This is a genomic window from Paraprevotella sp., assembly GCF_986071375.1.
In genome coordinates this window covers 83385-103909 of the sequence record NZ_CFQRNQ010000011.1, presented here as the reverse complement: position 1 = coordinate 103909, position 20525 = coordinate 83385, and the positions used below count along the sequence as shown (strand labels likewise).

Here is a 20525-nt window from a genome sequence, read left to right as displayed (position 1 = left end):
TAGGCGCCTTTATTGTTTCACCAACGTCAACGCTTCCGCGCCGTTTTCATCCAACAGGGCAGCCGTATGCTCGTCTTTGACGATAAAGCTTCTCACTTTGTTCATGGCTTCCAGCACTTTGCCTTCTACCGTCATGCCCGGGCCGGCCATCATCGTGGAAAGCAACTTGTCGAACTTCAGTGAAGCGGGTTTTTCCTTTTCCTGTTCGATGCCCCCGTTTACGATGTTGCATCCGGCATTGCCGTGCAATGTCTTTTTGTCGGCATTGAATTCAAGGAACGGTGTTTTCTCCGTTTTTTCGATATCTTCTACCGCTTCGTCGTAGACCTTCGTGATATTCCATTTGCCGTTCAAGGAAGCCAAAGTGGCGGCGGGACGTTTGCTCAGTGTGAACAGGGCGTTGCCGTTGCCGTCTGTCAGGGTCAGTTCTTTTTCCGTACCTTTATAACCGGTCACATTGCCCAAAGCTTCCAATACGGCACGTTCGGTTGCCATGTCGCTGCAAAGCATCCGTGTGGAAGCCACTTGCCCGAAAGACAAGCGTCCGGCTTTGTCTTTATCCACTTGGATGGACCCCATGATGCGGTTGCACCCGGCACAGCCGTATATCCGGTTCTCTTTCATGTCCATTCCTATATATGGTTCTTTGTCGGCTATAGCCTCTTTGCCATTTACGGTAATGATATTCCATTCGCCCTCCAAGGCACTGGTTTGTAGGGTGTTCTTGCTGCTTCCGCAACCACTTGCTAAAACAATGGTAAGAATGGCTATTCCCATTGCGCTTGATTTTTTCATTTTCATTTTTGAGTTGATTTAGTATTGTAAATTGCAAATATACCTCTTTTTCCTTGTATCCTCATCTTTTTAAGTTGTTTTAATTTACAGGAACGATTGTTTTCTATTGTGAGGGGCCGGAGAAATTTTCTGTGTAAAAGCGTTGTGCTGATTGGCCCGTTTCAATCTCCTTTGATTGAAAAATCGTTTGGCTTAGAATGAAAAATTGTTTGGCTTAGATTGATTTTCCGTTCTGCTGAGTTTGAAATTAAGGTCTTTGGATGTCGTATAATTTATTTATAATGAGTGATTTAAAATAACTTTGCGTTGGAATGCCGATTTGCATCGGAAAAATGTTATCTTTGCAGAGGCGTTTGTGAAAACAAGGTGTGAAAAATACTGATAAATAAAGATGGGAAAAACAAGATATATGCAGGCTGACGAAGCCTTCTTCAAGCTTCTGCGTTTAGGAATCGGGACGTGCCACGACCGTGACGTGGCTTTAGACAAGGACGGATGGGCGGCAGTGTATGACATGGCTTGCAAACAAGCCGTGGCTGCCATCGTGTTGGATGGCGTGGAGCGTTTATCCGTCATCCAGAAGCCTCCGGTGGATGTCGTGATGCCTTGGATCGGACTGGTGCAGCAAATAGAAACACGCAACCGCAGGCTCAACCGGACGCTCGTGATGGTGTATGACAAGTTTTTGAAAGAAGGAATGGGCACCGTCCTGCTGAAAGGACAGGGTAATTCCTTGTTTTATCCCCGCCCGCTGCATCGCACGCCCGGCGACATCGACCTGTGGATGAACGACGGACGCAAGATGGTGGTGGATTATGCCCGGAAGTATTGCCCCGGCGTGGAGGTGGTTTATCATCATGTGGACTTTCCCGTATTGAAAGAGGCTGAGATTGAATTGCATTTTACGCCTTCATGGATGAACAGTTGGGGGATGAACCTCAGGCTACAACGTTATTTTAAGGAATGGAAAACGTTGTCATTGCTCCATAAGGTGCAGTTACCCGAACGGGTGGGCGAGGTGGCCGTGCCCACTTTGGCGATGAACCGTGTGTACCTGTTGGTGCATGTTTACCGTCATTTGTTCGATGAAGGCATCGGTTTGCGCCAATTATTGGACTACCACTTTGTGCTGAGGCAACCCTGTTCCGAAGCGGAGCGGGAGGAAGCCGTGCGGTGCTTGGAGCGTTTGCATCTCAAACGTTTTGCCGGCGCGGTGATGTATGTATTGCAAACGGTTTTCGGGCTGGAGGAAGAACATCTGTTGGTGCCGTCATCGCCCGGACGGGGGCAGCGCCTGTTGGCCGAAATCATGAAGGCCGGAAATTTCGGGCAACATGATGAACGCATCCGGCATGATGCAAATGAGACACCTTTCGGCCGTTTCCGTCGCAAGGTGTCGCGTAACATGGGATTCCTGACGGATTATCCCGGTGAAGTCCTTTGGAGTCCTTTGTTTAAAATATGGCATTACGTGTGGCGGTCGCGTCACGGTTATTTTCCGGCAAAAAAATAATCGGGCAACGGCTTGCGGTTCACTTTTGTTTCCGATAAGTCAGAAGAGCCTTCAAGGTTTCGATGTCTTCGGGCAACGTAAGCTTGAAGTTGAGTTCGGAGCCGGATGAGATGTAGAGTTTTTTTAGAGGGAAAACTTCCGTAATCAGGGTATACAGGGATTGGCTGCGGCTGATTCGGATTTGGCTTGCCCTGCGGAAGGCTTCTGTCAGGTCGTTCAGGCTGAAGGTTATCGGGGTCTGTGCGCGGTGCAGAAGCTCACGTGGAATGCACTTTTCCGAAGAAATACCGTCGGGGCTTACCATGTAAGCCTCTTGGCTACGGACGGCAGTGACGGCATTTCCATGCGTGCGGAAAGTGTCCAGGTTGAGGCTGATGATTTCGTCAGATACCAAAGGGCGTACGGCTTCGTGGGTCAGGACGGTAGGGTTCTGTTCCCCCAGTTCTGCATATAGGCCTGCGATACCGTTTCTCAGGGAGTCGATGCTAGTGTCTCCGGCCGGGAACAGCGTATGCAGCTTGCTTATTCTGCCGTTTCGAGCCGTCGTTTTTACAAAATCGTTCCATTCCGGATTGCAGACCACATAAATACGGTCGATTTCGTGATGGCGTTGGAACGCTTGCAGGGTGTAGGAGATGACCGGCTCACCTGCAATCTCTATGAATTGTTTGGGGCGGTCGGTGTGCATGCGGAAGCCATGTCCTCCGGCTAACAGTAATACGACGTTGAGTGGCTTATCCATTTTCTATCTCCTTTGTGAACCGGTCACAAAAAGTTTCATGTACATGGCGGGTGTAGTAACGCAAGGCTTCGAGTACGATAATCTCGAAAACGAAGAAGAGCCAGGGCATGTCGATAAACAGCGATACGAACAGTACGATAACCCGTGTATCGAAAGTCAGGATGTTCGTGTATTTCATCAAAGGAAGGCTCGCTGTACGGAATCGTTCTTTCAACGTTTGCGGTACCTCGTCCGGATAACGTTGCTGGACGAGGGCATAGAACTTTTGGAATTTGGGCGTTTGCCGCTCCTGTCCCCGCGTGTAGTTTCCATAAAAATAGAGGTATATCTTGTGAAACCATTCCTTGCGGTTCCAGGGTAACGATCGCATCAGGGCGCGTTGTTGGGCATAGTTGTCCAATTCGCTTCCCGATGCCCCTTTGAGGAAATAAAGGTGGATGTTGCGGTAATAGTCAGCCACGGCACATTGTTTGGCATGGCAGTGGAAACCGGAGAAAGCGGCCATCAGCCAAATCCATATCCCCCATGGTTGCCCCCACGGAGCCGGTTCGCCAGTGAGGCGCAGGCACAGGAAAAAATAAATGGAGAAGAACCATACGTCGCCGGCAAAGCCGTCCAAGATACGTCCGATTAGCGTTTTCTGCCCCGTCATGCGAGCCAGTTGCCCGTCGGCGCAGTCGTACCAGTTGGCCCATATCAGAAGAAACATACCGATGAGGTTCATGTACAGGTCGTCCCACCAGAAGAAGTAACCGGCCAATGCTCCGATGACGATGGAGAGCAGCGTGACGGCGATGGGATGGATATGTAGTTTCTTGAACAGCAAAGCCCAAAGATAACCCGGAGTGCGCGTGACGTAAAGTTCGAACGTCCCTTCCGTGTCTTCTGATTTCAGCGTGTCTTGTACACGTTCTTTCAGTGTGGATGATGTCATATTTTGTGAGCCTCCTAAAGTTCTGGTTTTCCCTTTCTTTCTAAAAGTGTTGCAATATTCGTAAAAAAAAGCGGAATCTGCAAGCTGTCAGTGGAAAAAGGCCGGAATAAAAGAACGAAACCTTTGTTTTTGTGGGTATTTTACGTAAAAGGCGAGAGGAAAACGCAAAATGAGGCAAGGGGATAGAGAAGAGGCATTTGGGGAGGTTTGTCGGTTTTCTTGAAACGCCATGGTCTTTTATGGCTCCGTATCTGAAGTAGGGGCTGCACTGTCCCGATTGGGGTTTTGTCTTTCCCGTTTCAGGTAAATCATGTCCTTCAGCAGTATGCCTCCTTCTATGATGGGATGGTCATAGTGCCGGGTGAAGAAATCGGGCAGGGTGTGTGAATAGGTAAATCCGCAACTACGGTAAAATGGTAGAGTTAACGGGCTGTTGCCCGTGCCGACCAACAGGGTGTGGCAGTCTGCATAGTAATGCCATACGTGCTCCACCATCATCCGTCCGTAACCTTTGCGTTGGCAGGCGGGAGCTACGGCAAGGTTTTTAAGTTCATAAACTCCTTGTTTTTCGCGAGTGACTACGGCTACGGCTTTTGCTTCGCCTCTTTCTTCCATGATGAACAAGTCGCCTCGTTCTATATAGCGGTCTATCATCGATTCTTGTTCATCAGCCAGAAGCAATAGGTATAGGAAACGTTTCTTGTCAAATTTTACAAGTCGGATATGCATGGTTTTTCTTTCGTTGGTCGGGTGGTAAGGATTGGTTTCCATTGATTGGTCAAATGAAGGCGGTTTTTATAAAGACTTTGGGAAGGTGGATGGCGTGTTGGAGGACGTTAAGGAGAGGCAGAGGCTTTCTTCCGTCTCGATGTTATTCTATCGGAAAGGAGACGGGTAGTGGCGCAACTCGTTTCTGAGCGTGCCGGATTGCCGTTGGGTCACTTTGTCCATTAAGGTCCAAAAGCGAGGGCCGTGGTTCATCTCTTGGGTGTGGCAAAGCTCGTGGAGCAGTACGTAATCGGATAACCGAAGAGGGAGAATCATCAGATATAGCGACAGGTTGATATGTCCTTTGTTGGAGCAGCTTCCCCAACGTGTACGGGCCGAATTGATGCTGAGCCGGGTGTAATGGAATCCGTGACTGGAAGCCAACTCCTCAATCCGTGGCAGTAGTATGGCCTTGGCTTGCTTGCGCAATGCCTCCGTGACGACCTTGAAAAGCCAAGGTTGCAAGTGTTCGAAATCCGTTTGCGGAGGATAGATGATTTCCACGCGGTGGGGAGTATGCCGGATGAAAAAGTCCTGCCGCTGTCCCTCTGTAAATGTGAGGGTCAGTTGGTCGGTAGTTATCTTAAAATTACCGTCTATCATCATTTTGTTGGGTTTGTCATGAAGGCATATCACGGTTCCAAAATCCCCGCCAAACGTTTCTTGCGGTGAGAATCGTGGCGGGGAAGTCAGGCATTTAATATGTGTAACTTTGCCTATTTCTTTTTGAAGACATCCAGATTCCATTCAGCATGCCATGGAATCGTAATTTTGTTGGTCTGCTTGTCAATCATCATAGGCAACCAAATGTAACGGCTGTCTTGCAGATCTTTCTTTTTCCACATGTCGAAGCACGCGATATAGGCATTTTTCTTGCCCTGCACGGGGATGACGAAAGTGCTTTGTCCGTAGAATGTCTTTTCGGCATCCGGTCCCGTACAAGGGTCTCCCAAAACTGTCCACTCTCCCATGATGGAATCGGCTACAGCTAATTCAGCACTGTTGGGATCCCAACCGGTGCAACCGCTAGAAAGCATATAATACTTATTTCCGTGCTTGAAGACGGCAGGTGCTTCTCTTGCCATGCCGACAAAGCGGCGTACGTATTTTCCGTCCGGTTTGGTGTAATCGTCGGTCAACCGGTTGATGTGCATGGTTTGGTTTTCTTCCGATGAAGAGAACTGGTAAGCAGTTCCGTCATCGTCTACGAATACGGTTTGGTCACGGCTCATCGTACCGTTCGGACGGAATCCGTCCAGATATTTAAACGGACCTGTCGGTGAATCAGCGATGGCCACACCGGCTTCAGCCTTGCTGTAATCCGGGCTGTCTATGTGCATCCACATGACAAACTTTTTGGTCTTTTTGTTGTAAACTACCTTGGGGCGTTCGAGTACTTGCGTCGGGTGGATGTCGCTGTTAGGGTCGTCGGTAATGGCTTTCAAGGCCACTCCTTCGAATTTCCAATTCAGTAAGTCCTTACTGGAGTAGCAGCTTACTCCGGTTACGTCCGTACGATAGCGTTCCCAAGTCGCGTCGGCGGGCAGGACAGTCTTGCCGACCTTGTATTCACCGTACCAATAGTATGTACCTCTATGGTATAAGATACCGCCTCCGTGAGCGTTGATGGGGTTGCCTTCCGTGTCGTTCCAAACTTCTTTGGGACGGAAGAACTCGTTTTTTTGTGCCTGAATGTGTACTGTTCCCAATGCACATACGGCCACTGCAGCAATTACAAATCTTCTCAACATAATATAATGGCCAGGTTTATAAAATTAGAATTCGCTTCAAAGATAGTATAATCTTGAGTAAAAATCAAGGTTTGGGCATGCAAAATCCGTAAAAATGAAAAAGGGCCACCTCCACAGGCAGCCCTTTTCGTCGTTAGTATGTTATGAAAAAATTTGAGAGAATTGAAACTTCACAGTTTCATTGCGTTTTATTAAGCACTAACTTGTTTATATAGAAAAAGCATAAAATGTTCCATTAATCTTGTTTGAGTGTCCCCGATGAAAGCATTTTCATGAACCGATCGTCCATATCTCCTGTAAGATTGACGATGGTCAGTGTTTTCTCATCCGGATTCAGGTTCAGCACTACCAGTTCCCGTATCACTTCATCGTGTTTACGGACAAAGATTTTATTGTTTTGTCCGGGTTGGTTCTCTACCCACGGGGTAAATCTGTTTTTGTTCTTTTCTATGAGATGTTCGGCTTTTCGGAAAAACTTCTCACTTTGTTTTGTTGCCGTGATGATTCGGGCACTTTTCAGTTTGGAAAGGAGATATCCCGGAACCTCTTCATCTCTGTCTCCATTCGGGGCCGTCATGGTGTCCACGAGTTTCTCCATCATTTTCGGACTGACAGTCTGGCATTGTATTTCACCGTTTTCCTTGGAACATTGTTCCATGAACTTAGACGCAAAATCCTGCCCCCACGTGTGGATTGAACATGCTATTAACAATAAGCAAAGAACGCGTTTCATTTTATTGTTCTTTTTGTGCCTCTTTAGGCTGCATTTGCAGGAGAGAATCCTGTTTGGATGCTTCGCTCAGGCTTTGCGACACCATTTGTAAGGCATCGGATATCTGATTGTAAGCCATTTCCGGATCATTGTATGAATCCTGGTAATTCTCATAGTTATAGTCATTCTCCACGGCGGCTTCACGGTGGAAAGAACTTTGTGCAGCATTGCCTAACGTGAGGATGATGGCTACGGATGCAGCGGCTTTGTAGAGGGGCATCATCCGGCGTACCCACGTTATTCTACGTGCTTTCACCGGTTCGTCCTTCTCTATGTGCGCCATGATTCTTGCGTCAAAATTCTCACCCAATTTTATTTCCTGCCACATCTTTTCGCTTACAAAGAGTGGCTTGTAAGGCATGAGGTGGCTTGGTATATGGGTTTGGTTGAAGAAGGTTTTCAGTATGGCTTCTTCTTCCAATGAGGTTTCGCATCGCCAATAGCGTTCCAGAAGTTGTTCTATGTACTTATAGTCCATATCCTTGTATTTCTGTGTACTTTTGCTTGATTCGTTGTCTGGCACGGAACAGATAGACTTTCACCTGTTCTTCGCTCAGATTCAGAATCGCTGCAATCTCTTTATAGCTTTTGCCTTCTATTTCTCTCAGTTGGACGATGTCCTGTTGGGCTTGCGGCAATTCCTTCAACAGTTTTTGGAGAAGTCCGATCCCTTCACGAGCCGTCAGGCTGTCGTATGGAGTGGAAGTATCGGGGCGGCCATGCAGGCTTTCGTCCAAGGCGATATGCTGCGCTTCTTTTTTTTCGCTTCTGTCCAAGGAAAGGTGCCTGCAAATGGTCAGGCAATAAGCTTCGATAGAGTTCAGTTGCGACCATTCGTTGCGTTTGTCCCACACCCTTATCAGTGTTTCTTGAACGATGTCTTCCGCTTCTGCCGTGTCGAATGTGATACGAAGAGCCAACCGATAGAGTTTGTCTTTCAGGGGCAATATATCGTTCCGAAAACTGATTTCTTTCATCTCTCTGTAATAATGACGGGCGAGTGCCTGAAAAGTTACACTCACCCGCCATTTTTTTTGAAATATTTTTTTCGTCTTGTCCTATCTCTCTATAACTGTGCCGGATACGCCGTCGATAGCTGTGGCTAAAGTGATAATGACTTTGCTTACTCCGGCATGGATGGCTTCAAATGAGTTTTCCAATTTCGGAATCATTCCGCCTTGTATGATGCCTTCCTCCACATAACGTTTAAATTCGCTTTCGTTGATATGAGGGATGAGGCTGTCATCGTCTTCTGCGTCTCTCAATACGCCTTTCTTTTCAAAACAGTACATCAGGGTGACATCGAACGCATCGGCCATGGCTTTGGCGGTTTCCCCGGCAATGGTGTCGGCATTGGTATTCAGGATATGTCCCTGCCCGTCGTGCGTCAAGGGAGCCATGACGGGCACGATGCCTTTACGGACCAGGTCGGCCAGAAGCGTACCGTTAACTGCGTCTACGTCTCCTACGAAACCGTAGTCCACATCCTTCACCGGACGTTTGTGGGAACGTATCACATCCATGTCGGCACCGGTCAAGCCTAAGGCGTTGACACCTTGCGCCTGAAGGCGTACCACGATGTTTTTGTTGACCAGTCCGCCATACACCATGGTGACTACGTTCAGCATGTCTACGTCCGTGACGCGGCGACCGTTGATCATTTGGCTTTCTATTCCTAATTGGGCTGAGACTTTGGTGGCAGAACGTCCTCCGCCATGTACTAAAATCTTATTGCCTTCAACGGCCGTGAAAGCTGCCAACAGTTGGCGGAGCGAGTCTTCTTCCTCTACGATTTTGCCGCCCACTTTGATGATGGTGAGTTTCTCTTTCATGTTCATTCCAAATAAGTATAACCATAAAGTCCCGAGCGATAGTTGTTCAGGAACTCTTTACCCTCTTCGAGCGAAATCTTTCCGCTTTGGATGGATTTGGATACCCATATTTCGAGACGGCGAACTAGTTTCTTCGGTTCATACTGGACATATTCCAACACCTCGGCTACGGTTTCCCCGTCGATGATTTGGTCGATAGTATATCCCTTGTCCGTCACGGAAACGTGTACGGCATTGGTGTCGCCGAACAGGTTGTGCATGTCGCCTAATATTTCTTGGTAAGCGCCGACCAGGAACACGGCGAGGTAATAGTTTTCGCCTTTCTTCAACGTATGCACCGGCAGGCTGTGGGAAATATGGCTGTTGGTTACGAAGTTTGCGATTTTCCCGTCCGAATCGCAGGTGATGTCCTGTATCGTGGCATGCGTGTTCGGACGTTCGTCCAACCGTTGTATCGGCATGATGGGGAAGAGTTGGTCTATGGCCCATGTGTCCGGCAGGCTTTGGAACAGCGAAAAGTTACAGAAATACTTGTCTGCCAACAGTTTGTCGAGCGTCATAAGCTCTTCCGGTATATGTTTCTGGGTTTGTGCCAAAAGGTTGACTTCACGTGTGACGCTCCAATACATGCTTTCGATGTCGGCACGTGTCCGTAAATCTACGATGCCGTGGCTGAACAGGTCCAGTGATTCTTCTCTGATTTGTTGGGCATCGTGCCAGTCTTCCAGAAGGGTACGCGGGTTCAGGTTGTCCCAAATCTCATACAGGTCCTTTACCAGTTGGTGAGCTTCCGGCGAAGGCTCGAAATTCTCGTCCATACGGGGAAGGGAGGCGGTTTCCAGTACTTGCATGATGAGCACCGAATGGTGGGCGGACAGAGACCGTCCGCTTTCCGTAATCAGGTTCGGATGCGGAAGGTTGTTTTTATTGGCCGCATCGACGAAAGTATAGATACAGTCGTTCACATATTCCTGGATGGAGTAGTTCACAGAACTTTCGCTATTGCTGGAGCGTGTACCGTCGTAGTCTACTCCCAGGCCGCCGCCGCAATCCACGAACTCTACATCATAACCCAAATGATGGAGTTGGATGTAAAATTGCGAAGCTTCGCGCAGGGCGGTCTGTATGCGGCGTATCTTGGTAATCTGGCTACCGATGTGGAAATGGATAAGCTTCAGGCAGTCTTTCATGCCTTTGGCTTCCAACATGTCGAGCGCTTCCAACAGTTCACTGGATGTCAGGCCGAACTTGCTGGCGTCGCCGCCACTTTCTTCCCATTTCCCGCTGCCAGACGAAGCCAATTTGATACGGATGCCGATATTGGGCCTTACGTTGAGTTTCTGGGCAACCTCGTAGATTGTGTTCAGCTCATTGAGTTTCTCTACCACCAGGAAGATGCGTTTGCCCATCTTTTGGGCCAATAGAGCCAGTTCTATGTAATTATGGTCCTTGTAACCGTTGCAGATGATGGGAGAGGCTGAGTCGGTATTGACGGCAATGACCGCATGCAGTTCCGGTTTGGAGCCGGCTTCCAGGCCTAAGTTGAATTTCTTGCCATGGCTGATGACCTCTTCTACTACGGGACGTATTTGGTTGACCTTAATGGGATAAATGATAAAATTCTCTCCTTTGTAGTCATATTCCTTGGCTGCCTTCTCGAAGCAGTTGCTAGTTTTCTCGATACGGTTGTCCAGGATGTCGGGGAAACGAACCAATACAGGGGCCGACATGTCCCGGATGGCCAATTCGTCCATCAGTTCCCTCAAATCGACTTTCACGCTATCCTTTCTCGGGGTTACGTAAACGTGTCCTTTTTCGTTGATTCCAAAATAGTTGACTCCCCATCCGTTGATGTTGTACAATTCTTCGGAGTCTTCAATACGCCATTTTCTCATTACGTTCTTTATAGGTTTAATAGTTCACGAAGCAAACGGACGGAGTCCTTTATTTTATCGTAGTTCTCTAATAAATTGACATCTAATGTATATTGTGCCCGGCTATAAAAGGGTTCGCGTACCGCGAGGGAATCCCGGATATATTGTTTCATTTCATCCTCCGTTTTGTCTTTCAGCAGGGGGCGTTCCACTTTTCCCATTTTCAGATGTTGGAACAGCACGTCGGGAGAGGCTTTCAAGTATACCGTCTGAGCTTGCCGGTTCATGTATTCCATATTGTCGAAAAAGCATGGCGTTCCTCCACCGCAGGAGATGATGACATTCTCGAACTCAGCTACCTCGTGCAGGACTTTCTGTTCAATCTCGCGGAATCCGTTTTCTCCGTTTTCCGCGAATATTTGGGGGATGGTCCGGCGGTAGCGTTCTTCGATATACCAGTCTAAATCATAAAACGGGAGAGCCAGGCTTTGTGACAATGCCTTTCCTACGGTCGTCTTTCCGGCTCCCATGTAACCGATTAAGATGATACGTGTCATTTTTTCTTGCTATAAGTTCTTTTACGTGCCGTTGTTTTAGGTTTCTCGTCTTGTTCCTTGACCACGGCCATGCACTCCTCAAGAGTCAGCTCTTTGGCCCGTTCTGCCAAGGTCTTCGGCAAGCGGTAATTATTGCCTTTATAGGCGATATAAGGGCCGTAGCGCCCGTTGAGAACTTCCAATTCCGGTTCTTCTTCGAATTTTCTCAAATGCCGTTCCACTTCGGCCTTCCGTTTTTCAAGGATGAGTTTGATGGCCTCTTGGAGGGTGACACTCATCGGGTCGTTGCCTTTGGGAAGCGATACATATTTCTTGTTATGCAAGACGTAAGGTCCGAAACGTCCTGTACCGATGGATACGGTCGTGCCTTCGAAAGTGCCGAGGTCGCGAGGAAGTTTGAACAGTTCGAGGGCTTCTTCCAAGGTAATGGTTTCCAAGCTTTGCTCGTTCTTCATCTGGGCGAACCTCGGTTTCTCCTCGTCCTCTGCCGTTCCGATTTGCACCACCGGGCCGAAACGTCCGATTTTGACAAACACAGGCTTTCCGCTTTGCGGGTCTGTGCCCAACAAACGTTCGCCCACTTTATGCTCGGATTTGGCATTGAGGGTTTTTTCCACCTCCGGTTCGAAGTCGCCGTAGAAGTCTTTCATCATTTGCGTCCATTCCGTTTTTCCTTCTGCGATGTCATCAAACTTCTTTTCCACCTCGGCCGTGAAGTTGTAATCCATGATTTCGGGGAAATATTGCAAAAGGAAGTCGTTGACCACCGTCCCCACGTCTGTTGGGACCAGTTTGCCCCTTTCTGCTCCGATGACGGTTTGTTTGGCTTGTTGGCTGATGCAGTTTCCTTTCAACGTAAGAATGACCAGTTCCTTTTCTTCTCCTTCCTTGTCCCCTTTGGCCACGTATTCGCGTTGCTGTATGGTGCTGATGGTCGGCGCGTAAGTGGAAGGACGTCCGATGCCCAATTCTTCCAGTTTTTTAACCAAGCTTGCTTCGTTGTAGCGTGGAGGGTGTTGGGTGAACCGTTGCAGGGCTTGTATCTCTTTCCGTTCCAGTTGCTGCCCGGTCTCCATCGGGGGCAGCAGGTTGCCTTCTGCCGTTTCATTTTCGGGGTCTTCGTCGAAACTTTCCCGGTATACCTTCAGGAATCCGTCGAATTTGATGACTTCTCCTGTGGCAACGAAAGCAGCGTCTTGCCCGCTTATCTGAATGGTAGCGGTGGTCTTTTCTATTTCTGCATCGGCCATTTGGGAAGCGACCGTACGTTTCCATATCAAATCGTACAAACGGCGTTCCTGTGGCGTGCCCTCTATTTCCGTCTGGTCCATATAGGTGGGGCGGATGGCTTCATGGGCTTCCTGCGCCCCCTTCGTTTTGGTATGGAATTGGCGGCTCTTGACGTAACGTTCGCCCATCAAATCCTTGATGACGGCCGTGCTGGCATTGATGCACAGCGAAGATAAATTGACAGAGTCCGTACGCATGTAGGTGATGCGCCCGGATTCATACAAGCGTTGGGCTATCATCATGGTTTGTGCCACGGTAAAACCGAGCTTGTGAGCCGCTTCCTGTTGTAGCGTGGAAGTGGTGAACGGAGCCGCCGGTGTACGCTTTTGCGGCCGGGTAGCGATGTCGCGGATGGTAAAGGCCGCGTCTTTGCAGTTTTCCAGGAAACGGGTGGCTTCCTCCTTGTTTTTGAAGCGTTGGTTCAGTTCGGCCTTGATTTCCGTGCCTTCCTTGCTATTGGCAAGCGTGAAAAGGGCTACTACGCGATAACTTTCTTCGCTTCTGAACTGTTGGATTTCCCGTTCGCGTTCCACAATCAGGCGTACGGCCACGCTTTGCACGCGTCCGGCCGAGAGCGCGGGCTTTACTTTCTTCCAAAGTACCGGAGAGAGTTTGAAGCCCACGATACGGTCGAGTACCCGCCGTGCCTGTTGGGCGTTTACCAGATTGAGGTCGATGTCCCTCGGGTGTTCGATGGCTTGCAGGATGGCAGGTTTGGTGATTTCGTGGAACACGATACGTTTGGTTTGTTCCGGTTTCAGGCCGAGCACTTCATACAAATGCCATGAGATAGCCTCTCCTTCACGGTCCTCATCGGAAGCCAACCAGACGGTTCCGGCATTTTTGGCTTCCGCTTTCAGTTCGTTCACCAGTTTGGTCTTTTCGGAAGGTATCTCATATTGCGGTGCGAAGTTCGTCGTGTCGATGCTGAACTCTTTTTTCTTTAAGTCACGGATGTGCCCGTAACTGGATAATACTTTGTAGTCTGCTCCCAAAAACTTTTCGATGGTTTTGGCTTTGGCAGGAGACTCCACGATCACCAAATTTTTCTGCATGGTCTGTACCTTTATAAAATTTCGGCAGCAAAAGTAGAAAAAAAAGATAGATTACACCTTATATATAACAATTTTTTTGAATAAATGGAATAGCATGCGCCAAGTCTCCCTTTGGGAGAGGGGATTAAGGGCATTGTGCCAACAGCTTTTCGATGCCTTTTCTCACGGATGCCAGACCGAAGTCTTCCGGGCGCAATTCTTTCATGGGAATCCACAACAGTTCGGCTGCATCGTCCATGGCATGGGCCAGGCTGCTGTCTGCCACCGTACAGTGGAAGAAACAATCTACGGTGTGTACCAGAAATCCGGAATACAGGTAAGTGTTGGGCAGGGAAAACAGAAATTCCGTGTGGGTTACTTCCAGTCCGGTTTCTTCTTTGACTTCCCGTGCTACTCCCTCCTCGCTGCTCTCGAAACAGTCTGAGAATCCGCCGGGCAGGTCGAGCGTGCCTTTGGCCGGTTCCTTTCCTCTCCGGCATGTCAGCAGTTCCTGCCGTTCGTTCAGGATGACCGCTACTGTAGCTGCACTTGGGTTGAAATAGTAAACGAAGCCGCAGTCTTCGCATTGTTTCGATTTTTCGTTATGCTCCACGAAGCGCGGTGAGCCGCACTTCGGGCAGAAGTGGAATTGTGCGAAAGGATGTTCGTGCATCATGATGACAGTCTGTTTTTTTAAGTTTATTTTCTCTTGGATTGCAAAGCTACGGAATAAATCCGGTTTGTCAAAACGTCAATTCCGGTTTTGAGTGGTTCGTTTATTCGCATTCCAACCGGAATTTCGTTGCAAATACGCGATTCTCGCACCATTGTGAGAAACCGAAGTGTCATTTCCAAAGGATTTTTTGCTTCCAAAAAGTCAGCCGGACCATGGTGTCCTACGCTCTTGGATGAGGGGTGTGTAAGCCCGCAGGGTGCTCCGCCTTGCAAAAGGACATTGCATTTTTGTGCTTCTTTTCTCTCCAAATAGCGGAAAAAGAGGTGTTTTCAGCAGTTTGTTTTTCCGTTTTCAGGAGCGTTTTCCGCCGACATATGGATAACGGTATCCCGTCTTGCTGAGAAAAAAAACGTTTTCTCAGCCGAACGAAAAATTTCTCTCAGCCAAACAAAATGCCTTTTTGCTTAATGAATGCAAAAATATAGCCCCAATCCTAAAAATATGTATCTGGAAATCTCTTCATTTGCTCCTGTTTTGAATGCTTAACGGCTACTCGACCGTTCATGAAACACTCTCTTTTCTTTCATATTGTCCATGAGGGGGGGGTAAAAATGTTGTCATATTGTCAAATAAGAAATGTGCCGGTCTACTCCGGCTCGTGCGGTTGCCTGTCCGTCAAAGGTCGTGTGGGGCGGGACGGTGCTGGCAGCCCTATTTCCATTCATAATATGTGGTGTCTTCTTCAACGAAATGTCCATGGTTGGAATGTGTACATGTACTGAATGAGATGAGTCCGTTTTCCATTCGGTAATTATAGACGAATTTTGTATCAGGGTTGCCTTCCGATTCCATTTTATAAGGCAAATTCTGCGGATGTTTGCCGAACCATCCGTATTGTGATAGGGGTGACCAATCCGAATTGACTCCGGGAAGGATGGAACTTGGCAGGTTGTTTGTCAAATGTGTATATGTGTAGATTGTACCATCCATACGCGTTATGTTTCCGTTTTCCCATTGGCAGGTGGTTTTTGGCCTAAACCGTCCTAAAACGGAAGTAATGAGTTGCCCGTTGTCGTCGTATTCAAAGTAATATGTCCATCTTCGCTTTCTTGTTCCGTTCACGCAGTCATTCCGTACGGCATATTCTATATTCATTTGTGGGTTCAGGTACAAAGTGTCTACGATGGTAATGTGCGATAATTGGGGAGCAATGTCCAAGTCTTCGTACCGGTAGTACTCACCGGTAGCTATGATGCGGTTATTTTCCGGTTCGTAACGGTAAAAGAATTCTATGGTGTCGGAAGTCGTTGAGTATCTTATTTGGGCAGTGAAATGGATAACTCGGCCGATGGAATCGTAATCGAATGTTTCAAAAAACGGATTGTGTGGATTGTTACTCCACATTTTGCTTAACCGCTTCGGTTTCTCTTTTTGGGGAAGTCCGAGTTCTGTGTCCGGAGTGTATGCCTCGTTGGGCGAGCAGTTGGCAAATAACAGAACTGTCAAAACTACCGTGCTGAATACCTTGTTCATAATATCATTTTAATTATGTCTTTACAACGAATAATCAGTTTTTTTAGTGTGGCATTCTGATGTTTTTTTCGTAGATTTGTCCGTAATATTATGTTGGAGATTCATGGAAAGATACACGACCGTTATACCCTGGAGTTCAAGGTGGGGTATTCGCGCTACAGTCCTTCGGCTGCGGTGAGCGACTTCATGATGGATACGTGGATCTTCATTCCGGACTCCCTTTATATCAACGCCAAAACGTATCCCAAAAGTAATTTCTACCGGGACTTCCGGGCTTTGGTGCGCCTGATTACGCCGGTCTATACTTTGGAGGAAGTGGCCGACGAAGAAGCCCTGCCATTGTCGCGGCTGCAGATGTGTTGCCGAGAATTGGCGGAGGAACCTTCGGAAGAGCATGAAAAAACGTATGAACACCAGATAAAGATGTTCGGCAGTATCACCCGTAGTGCCTTGCGTACGGCTGCCGTCGGGCTTTACCGCGAAACGAAAGTGAATGCCTTCAAGGTTCGCCTGGACGGCATTGTGCTTTTGTTGGCACGCATTATGGCTGCTTATCGGGAGATACCCCGTAAGGCCGGTCTTGACCGTGTGGCTTTCGAGTTGCGGTCGCGTTACGATTTGGGAGAGGAGTATCTGTGCCGTATGGTCAACATGCATCTGTTCCGTATCATGGAATATGCACGCGAGCATTTTCCGAAGGATTATACCCGTGTGGTGGCGGCTGCGGCAACCTATATAGATGGGGATTTGGCTTACCAGCGGGAGCGGGGATTTCTGTTGCCGGAGGAAGGCAACAGTGATAATAACCGTAATTTCCTGCACAGGGCCGGGCAACTGAAGAAGTACATCGAGAGCGATTTGTATATATTGGCAGACAAGAAAAGCAATACTTTCGTCCTTCAGCAAGTGTTTTTCATGTTAGCGGCCGGGCTGAGCATGGTTTTTGCCACGGTCGTTTCTTTTTCCTTCCAGCAGACCTACGGGAATTTCACCATGCCGCTTTTCATTGCATTGGTGGTGAGTTATATGTTCAAAGACCGCATCAAGGACCTGATGCATTATTGGTTTGCCAACAAGTTGGGCAGTAAGTTCTACGACTATAAAATCAAACTGGTGATGCACGGCGAGCCGGTGGGATGGGGAAAGGAAGGATGTGATTTTGTGAACGAAGAAAAATTGCCGCTCGAAGTGCGTGCGCAGCGTGGCCGTGTGTCGGAGTTGGAGGCCGGCCATTGTGCCTTGCGGGAGACGGTTATCGTGTACCGTCGCCGTATTTCCATATTGGATAAGCAGTTGAAGCATTTGAGTCATTACCCGCTGCAAGGGTTCAATGACATCATTCGTGTCAATCTGCGGGATTTCTTGCGGCGGATGGACAGTCCTCATGTACCGGTGTATATGAATGAAGGGAAAGGTGAGTTTCACACGCAGGCGGCCGAGAAGGTTTATTATGTCCATTTCATCATGCGCTACCGTTATCAGGGCAAGACCGGTTATCGTAGGTTTCGGATCACACTGACCCGCAGGGGCATCGGAGGCTTGATGGAGTGGTGAAACTTGTTTTTTTGAAATAGTTTGGAAGAATCGGATACGAAGTTTTTTCACGTGCATTAAGAACATGTTACGATGAGGTGCTGTCTCGGAAGATTCATCCTTTTGTAAGCTTTTTGAAATGTGACATGCCTACTTTTGCAGCGAACAAAAAGAGGCATAAGAATGAGTTTATCGAAAAAGCGTAATTTGGCTGTAGCGTTGATGGCCGCTGTCGTGGCGGTAGCCCAGGCAGGCGACATCAAGGGCGTGGTCATCGACAAAGAATTGAACGAACCGCTGATGGGTGCTTCCGTGCGTATTGTCGGTACGCACATCGGCACTACGGCCGACATCAATGGAAATTTTCATTTGCGTGGATTGAAGAAGGGAACCTATACCTTGGAGGTTTCCTATGTTTCGTTTTTCCCCCAGAAACTGACGTTGCAGGTCCCGGCCAAAGGCGATGTGGCCGTGAAGGTCGAGATGTCTACTGATGACAAACAACTGAACGAAGTGACCGTTACCGCGCGCAAGAACTTGGAGTTGGAGCGCGCCTTGTTGGCTGAACGCCAGAACGCGGTGCTTTCCATTGAAAACCTTGGCGCAAGTGAAATGTCTGTCAAAGGTATTTCCAACGTGCAAGAAGGAGTGAAAAAACTTACCGGTATCTCCATCGCCGAAGCCGGCCAGTTGATTGTGCGCGGTTTGGGTGACCGTTACAGTTCCACTACGCTCAATGGGCTTCCCATTGCTTCGCCCAACCCGGATAACAAACTGATACCGTTGGACATCTTTCCTTCCTCCGCCGTGCAGAACATCACGGTGAGCAAGGTGTACGAGGCTAGTGCGTTTGCCGACTATTCCGGTGCCCATGTGGACATCAGTACCAAAGAAGGCGGCACGAAGGATTTTTTCAACGTATCCTTCGGTACCGGTGGTAAGGTGGGGACGGTCTTTGGCGACTTCTATCAGATGGATAGGGCGAATACGATGTTCAAGACTCCTTCTATGGACCGGAAGGCCATGGATTTGCCGCTTTCCGATTACCGGCAGTACAGTCGCAATCATAATATCTTCCCCACCACATTCGAAGTGAATAAGTCTTCTGCTATGCCCGACTTGAACGGTAGTTTTGGTTCCGGCCGCACTTTCCGGTTGGGGAGCAACAAGATGGATGTGTTGGCTACTTTCGGTATTGATACCGACAACGAAAGTCTGGATAATGCTTATGTCCGTACTTTCGAGGCGTCAGGTACGGAGATGAGCCGTTTTGATTACGATTCTTTTACCCAAACGCTCAAGATGGCCGGTTTGGCCAGTGTGGGCTATTCGTTCCGCAAGGCAGACCGTGTGGGCTTTTCGGCCTTTTATGCCCGTAATGCGGTGGACAGCTATATGGCGCGTCAAGGGCATGACGAGGAAGGTATCCGCTTGAAAGGCAGTAACCAAAACAGCCATGTGTATGAACTGCAGAATTACCAGTTGGCCGGGCACCACGTGTTGGGCAAGTGGGATACGGATTGGAGCGGTTCGTATAGTAAGACTTCCAGTGAGGAACCCGACCGTCGTCAGGTGATGTTCCGGCAGATGTCCGACGGTACTTGGGATTTGTTCAAGCTCAATGCCCAGGAAACCATGCGCTATTTCGGCAAGTTGGACGAGGACGAATGGGTAGGTGACGTACAGGCTCAGTACCGTTTTTCCGATGAAAACAAGTTGAGGTTCGGTGCGGCCTTGCGTGACAAGACGAGGGATTTTACCTGCACGAGCTTCTATTATAACTTGAAAGAGATGGAATCTCTTAATGTGACCGACATCTATCATACCGACGGTTACTTGAACTTTGGGAACGTGCAGAATGGTAGCATTACCATCAACCGCAGCCATCAGAAACGCAATGAGTACTCGGCCGGTAGCCGCATCTGGGCCGGTTTCATCGAGGCCGACTATTATCCGGTGAAGGCCTTGTTGGTGAACTTGGGCGTACGTATGGAAAGCACGCGTCAGTGGGTGAAATACTATAACGACGGCGGCATGGAGATGCGGCGCGACCTGAACACCGATGAGTTTTTCCCGGCCTTGAATCTTAAGTACACGTTCGACAAGAAAAACAGCTTGCGTCTGGCGGCTTCGCGTACGGTGACACGGCCTTCGTTTGTCGAGATGGCTCCTTTCCTTTATCAGGAGTCTTATGGCGGCACTCAAGTACGTGGTAATGAAAACCTGGACAACGGTTACAACTACAATATAGACTTGCGTTATGAGTTCTTTCGTCCGTCATCTACCGACATGGTGGCTGTCACGGCCTACTACAAGTATTTGGACAGTCCTATCGAGCGTACGCAGACTACGTCCGGCGGAGCCATGATGCATTCTTTCCAGAACGCGTCCGACGGTTTGGCAGCAGGGATTGAAGTGGAAGCACGCAAGGAAATAGTGAAAGACTTGAAAGCGGGAATCAACGCGTCTTACATGTACACCAACGTAAACCTTCCGGAAGGTGGGGTTTACACCAATGCCGAACGTCCGCTGCAAGGTGCGTCGCCCTACCTGATGAATGCCGACCTCACCTATTCGCCTAAGTTCGGAAAGGAAAGCCAGCTCACTGTAGCCTTGCTCTACAACTTGCAAGGCGAGCGCATACAGGCAGTGGGTATACAGGGTATAGGTGATGTGAAGCAGCTTGCTCTCCATACATTGGATTTCAATGCCAATATGAAGTTCAACGCTCATTGGAGCGTGAAGTTCTCGGCCAAGAATCTTTTGAATACCGATGTGGTGTTCCGTCAGGAGATACCGAGTAAGAATACCGAGGTGGAAGTGGAGCGCTTTAACGAAGGTGTGGGGTTGAGCTTCGGAGTGACGTATACATTATAAAAGTAGTAAAAGCATAAATTAATTCAATTCAAAACTTTAAAAAG

The 20525-nt window shown here is 48.6% G+C and carries 18 protein-coding genes; 3 read left to right on the top strand and 15 right to left on the bottom strand.

Going from position 1 to position 20525, the window contains the following annotated elements; translation table 11 throughout:
• Positions 1–9: 9 nt before the first annotated feature.
• Positions 10–777 carry an META domain-containing protein gene (locus AC5RDV_RS07690; protein WP_253271063.1) on the bottom strand — a complete coding sequence of 256 codons (768 nt, stop codon included), beginning with the start codon at positions 775–777 and terminating at the stop codon, positions 10–12.
• Between the two features lie 409 nt (positions 778–1186).
• Between AC5RDV_RS07690 and AC5RDV_RS07685 the strand changes: the two genes are divergently transcribed.
• Positions 1187–2308 carry a nucleotidyltransferase domain-containing protein gene (locus AC5RDV_RS07685; protein WP_008627202.1) on the top strand — a complete coding sequence of 374 codons (1122 nt, stop codon included), beginning with the start codon at positions 1187–1189 and terminating at the stop codon, positions 2306–2308.
• 19 nt (positions 2309–2327) lie between these two features.
• On the opposite strand, the gene AC5RDV_RS07680 is transcribed toward AC5RDV_RS07685, so the two are convergent.
• The 14 genes from AC5RDV_RS07680 to AC5RDV_RS07615 form a co-directional block, all read right to left on the bottom strand.
• Complete coding sequence (locus AC5RDV_RS07680; protein WP_282747914.1) at positions 2328–3050, bottom strand: IspD/TarI family cytidylyltransferase; 723 nt, start codon at positions 3048–3050, stop codon at positions 2328–2330.
• Positions 3043–3984: a CDP-alcohol phosphatidyltransferase family protein gene (locus AC5RDV_RS07675; RefSeq protein WP_008627205.1), complete on the bottom strand. Its 942-nt coding sequence runs from the start codon at positions 3982–3984 to the stop codon at positions 3043–3045. The genes AC5RDV_RS07680 and AC5RDV_RS07675 overlap by 8 nt, the downstream gene beginning before the upstream one ends.
• 237 nt (positions 3985–4221) lie before the next feature.
• On the bottom strand, positions 4222–4713 hold the full coding sequence (locus tag AC5RDV_RS07670; protein ID WP_282747915.1) for a GNAT family N-acetyltransferase: 492 nt from the start codon (positions 4711–4713) through the stop codon (positions 4222–4224).
• Between the two features lie 147 nt (positions 4714–4860).
• Entirely contained in the window at positions 4861–5358 is a 498-nt protein-coding gene (locus AC5RDV_RS07665) for a M48 family metallopeptidase (RefSeq protein WP_040602825.1), read from the bottom strand.
• A gap of 110 nt (positions 5359–5468) precedes the next feature.
• Positions 5469–6503: a glycoside hydrolase family 43 protein gene (locus AC5RDV_RS07660; protein ID WP_008627214.1), complete on the bottom strand. Its 1035-nt coding sequence runs from the start codon at positions 6501–6503 to the stop codon at positions 5469–5471.
• A 235-nt stretch (positions 6504–6738) separates the two neighbouring features.
• The gene (locus tag AC5RDV_RS07655) at positions 6739–7236 is read right to left on the bottom strand and encodes a DUF4252 domain-containing protein (protein ID WP_008627216.1); all 498 of its coding nucleotides are present in this window, start codon (positions 7234–7236) and stop codon (positions 6739–6741) included.
• Position 7237: 1 nt separating this feature from the next.
• Positions 7238–7753: a PG0215 family putative anti-sigma factor gene (locus AC5RDV_RS07650; protein ID WP_008627218.1), complete on the bottom strand. Its 516-nt coding sequence runs from the start codon at positions 7751–7753 to the stop codon at positions 7238–7240.
• Positions 7743–8252 carry a GFO_1088 family ECF-type sigma factor gene (locus AC5RDV_RS07645; RefSeq protein WP_282747983.1) on the bottom strand — a complete coding sequence of 170 codons (510 nt, stop codon included), beginning with the start codon at positions 8250–8252 and terminating at the stop codon, positions 7743–7745. Before AC5RDV_RS07645 ends, AC5RDV_RS07650 begins: the two co-directional genes overlap by 11 nt.
• 81 nt (positions 8253–8333) lie before the next feature.
• Positions 8334–9107, bottom strand: coding sequence for an acetylglutamate kinase (argB, locus tag AC5RDV_RS07640; RefSeq protein WP_282747916.1), 774 nt, complete (start codon positions 9105–9107; stop codon positions 8334–8336).
• 2 nt (positions 9108–9109) lie between these two features.
• Positions 9110–11002, bottom strand: coding sequence for a biosynthetic arginine decarboxylase (speA, locus tag AC5RDV_RS07635; protein ID WP_282747917.1), 1893 nt, complete (start codon positions 11000–11002; stop codon positions 9110–9112).
• An 8-nt stretch (positions 11003–11010) separates the two neighbouring features.
• Positions 11011–11538 (bottom strand): shikimate kinase, encoded by a 528-nt coding sequence (locus AC5RDV_RS07630; protein WP_008627225.1) that lies wholly within the window; start codon positions 11536–11538, stop codon positions 11011–11013.
• Positions 11535–13883, bottom strand: coding sequence for a type I DNA topoisomerase (gene topA / locus AC5RDV_RS07625; RefSeq protein WP_276786705.1), 2349 nt, complete (start codon positions 13881–13883; stop codon positions 11535–11537). The genes AC5RDV_RS07630 and topA overlap by 4 nt, the downstream gene beginning before the upstream one ends.
• 124 nt (positions 13884–14007) lie before the next feature.
• On the bottom strand, positions 14008–14538 hold the full coding sequence (locus AC5RDV_RS07620; protein WP_008627229.1) for an NUDIX domain-containing protein: 531 nt from the start codon (positions 14536–14538) through the stop codon (positions 14008–14010).
• Positions 14539–15249: 711 nt separating this feature from the next.
• Positions 15250–16071 (bottom strand): DUF4595 domain-containing protein, encoded by an 822-nt coding sequence (locus AC5RDV_RS07615; RefSeq protein WP_130893935.1) that lies wholly within the window; start codon positions 16069–16071, stop codon positions 15250–15252.
• Between the two features lie 90 nt (positions 16072–16161).
• Here AC5RDV_RS07615 and AC5RDV_RS07610 point away from each other — a divergent pair, with 90 nt between their 5' ends.
• Together AC5RDV_RS07610 and AC5RDV_RS07605 are read left to right on the top strand one after the other, a co-directional pair.
• Positions 16162–17625, top strand: coding sequence for a hypothetical protein (locus tag AC5RDV_RS07610; RefSeq protein ID WP_282747918.1), 1464 nt, complete (start codon positions 16162–16164; stop codon positions 17623–17625).
• Positions 17626–17787: 162 nt separating this feature from the next.
• Positions 17788–20481 carry a TonB-dependent receptor gene (locus AC5RDV_RS07605; RefSeq protein WP_282747919.1) on the top strand — a complete coding sequence of 898 codons (2694 nt, stop codon included), beginning with the start codon at positions 17788–17790 and terminating at the stop codon, positions 20479–20481.
• Positions 20482–20525: the final 44 nt, after the last annotated feature.

What these genes read in the sequence shown, in the direction of transcription:
- AC5RDV_RS07665 (WP_040602825.1), bottom strand. Translation starts at nt 5,358, where the DNA reads ATGATGATAGACGGTAATTTTAAGATAACTACCGACCAACTGACCCTC.
- AC5RDV_RS07670 (WP_282747915.1), bottom strand. Translation starts at nt 4,713, where the DNA reads ATGCATATCCGACTTGTAAAATTTGACAAGAAACGTTTCCTATACCTA.
- AC5RDV_RS07690 (WP_253271063.1), bottom strand. Translation starts at nt 777, where the DNA reads ATGGGAATAGCCATTCTTACCATTGTTTTAGCAAGTGGTTGCGGAAGC.
- AC5RDV_RS07645 (WP_282747983.1), bottom strand. Translation starts at nt 8,252, where the DNA reads ATGAAAGAAATCAGTTTTCGGAACGATATATTGCCCCTGAAAGACAAA.
- AC5RDV_RS07680 (WP_282747914.1), bottom strand. Translation starts at nt 3,050, where the DNA reads ATGGATAAGCCACTCAACGTCGTATTACTGTTAGCCGGAGGACATGGC.
- AC5RDV_RS07675 (WP_008627205.1), bottom strand. Translation starts at nt 3,984, where the DNA reads ATGACATCATCCACACTGAAAGAACGTGTACAAGACACGCTGAAATCA.
- AC5RDV_RS07685 (WP_008627202.1), top strand. Translation starts at nt 1,187, where the DNA reads ATGGGAAAAACAAGATATATGCAGGCTGACGAAGCCTTCTTCAAGCTT.
- AC5RDV_RS07630 (WP_008627225.1), bottom strand. Translation starts at nt 11,538, where the DNA reads ATGACACGTATCATCTTAATCGGTTACATGGGAGCCGGAAAGACGACC.
- AC5RDV_RS07660 (WP_008627214.1), bottom strand. Translation starts at nt 6,503, where the DNA reads ATGTTGAGAAGATTTGTAATTGCTGCAGTGGCCGTATGTGCATTGGGA.
- argB (WP_282747916.1), bottom strand. Translation starts at nt 9,107, where the DNA reads ATGAAAGAGAAACTCACCATCATCAAAGTGGGCGGCAAAATCGTAGAG.
- speA (WP_282747917.1), bottom strand. Translation starts at nt 11,002, where the DNA reads ATGAGAAAATGGCGTATTGAAGACTCCGAAGAATTGTACAACATCAAC.
- AC5RDV_RS07605 (WP_282747919.1), top strand. Translation starts at nt 17,788, where the DNA reads ATGAGTTTATCGAAAAAGCGTAATTTGGCTGTAGCGTTGATGGCCGCT.
- topA (WP_276786705.1), bottom strand. Translation starts at nt 13,883, where the DNA reads ATGCAGAAAAATTTGGTGATCGTGGAGTCTCCTGCCAAAGCCAAAACC.
- AC5RDV_RS07650 (WP_008627218.1), bottom strand. Translation starts at nt 7,753, where the DNA reads ATGGACTATAAGTACATAGAACAACTTCTGGAACGCTATTGGCGATGC.
- AC5RDV_RS07620 (WP_008627229.1), bottom strand. Translation starts at nt 14,538, where the DNA reads ATGATGCACGAACATCCTTTCGCACAATTCCACTTCTGCCCGAAGTGC.
- AC5RDV_RS07615 (WP_130893935.1), bottom strand. Translation starts at nt 16,071, where the DNA reads ATGAACAAGGTATTCAGCACGGTAGTTTTGACAGTTCTGTTATTTGCC.
- AC5RDV_RS07610 (WP_282747918.1), top strand. Translation starts at nt 16,162, where the DNA reads ATGTTGGAGATTCATGGAAAGATACACGACCGTTATACCCTGGAGTTC.
- AC5RDV_RS07655 (WP_008627216.1), bottom strand. Translation starts at nt 7,236, where the DNA reads ATGAAACGCGTTCTTTGCTTATTGTTAATAGCATGTTCAATCCACACG.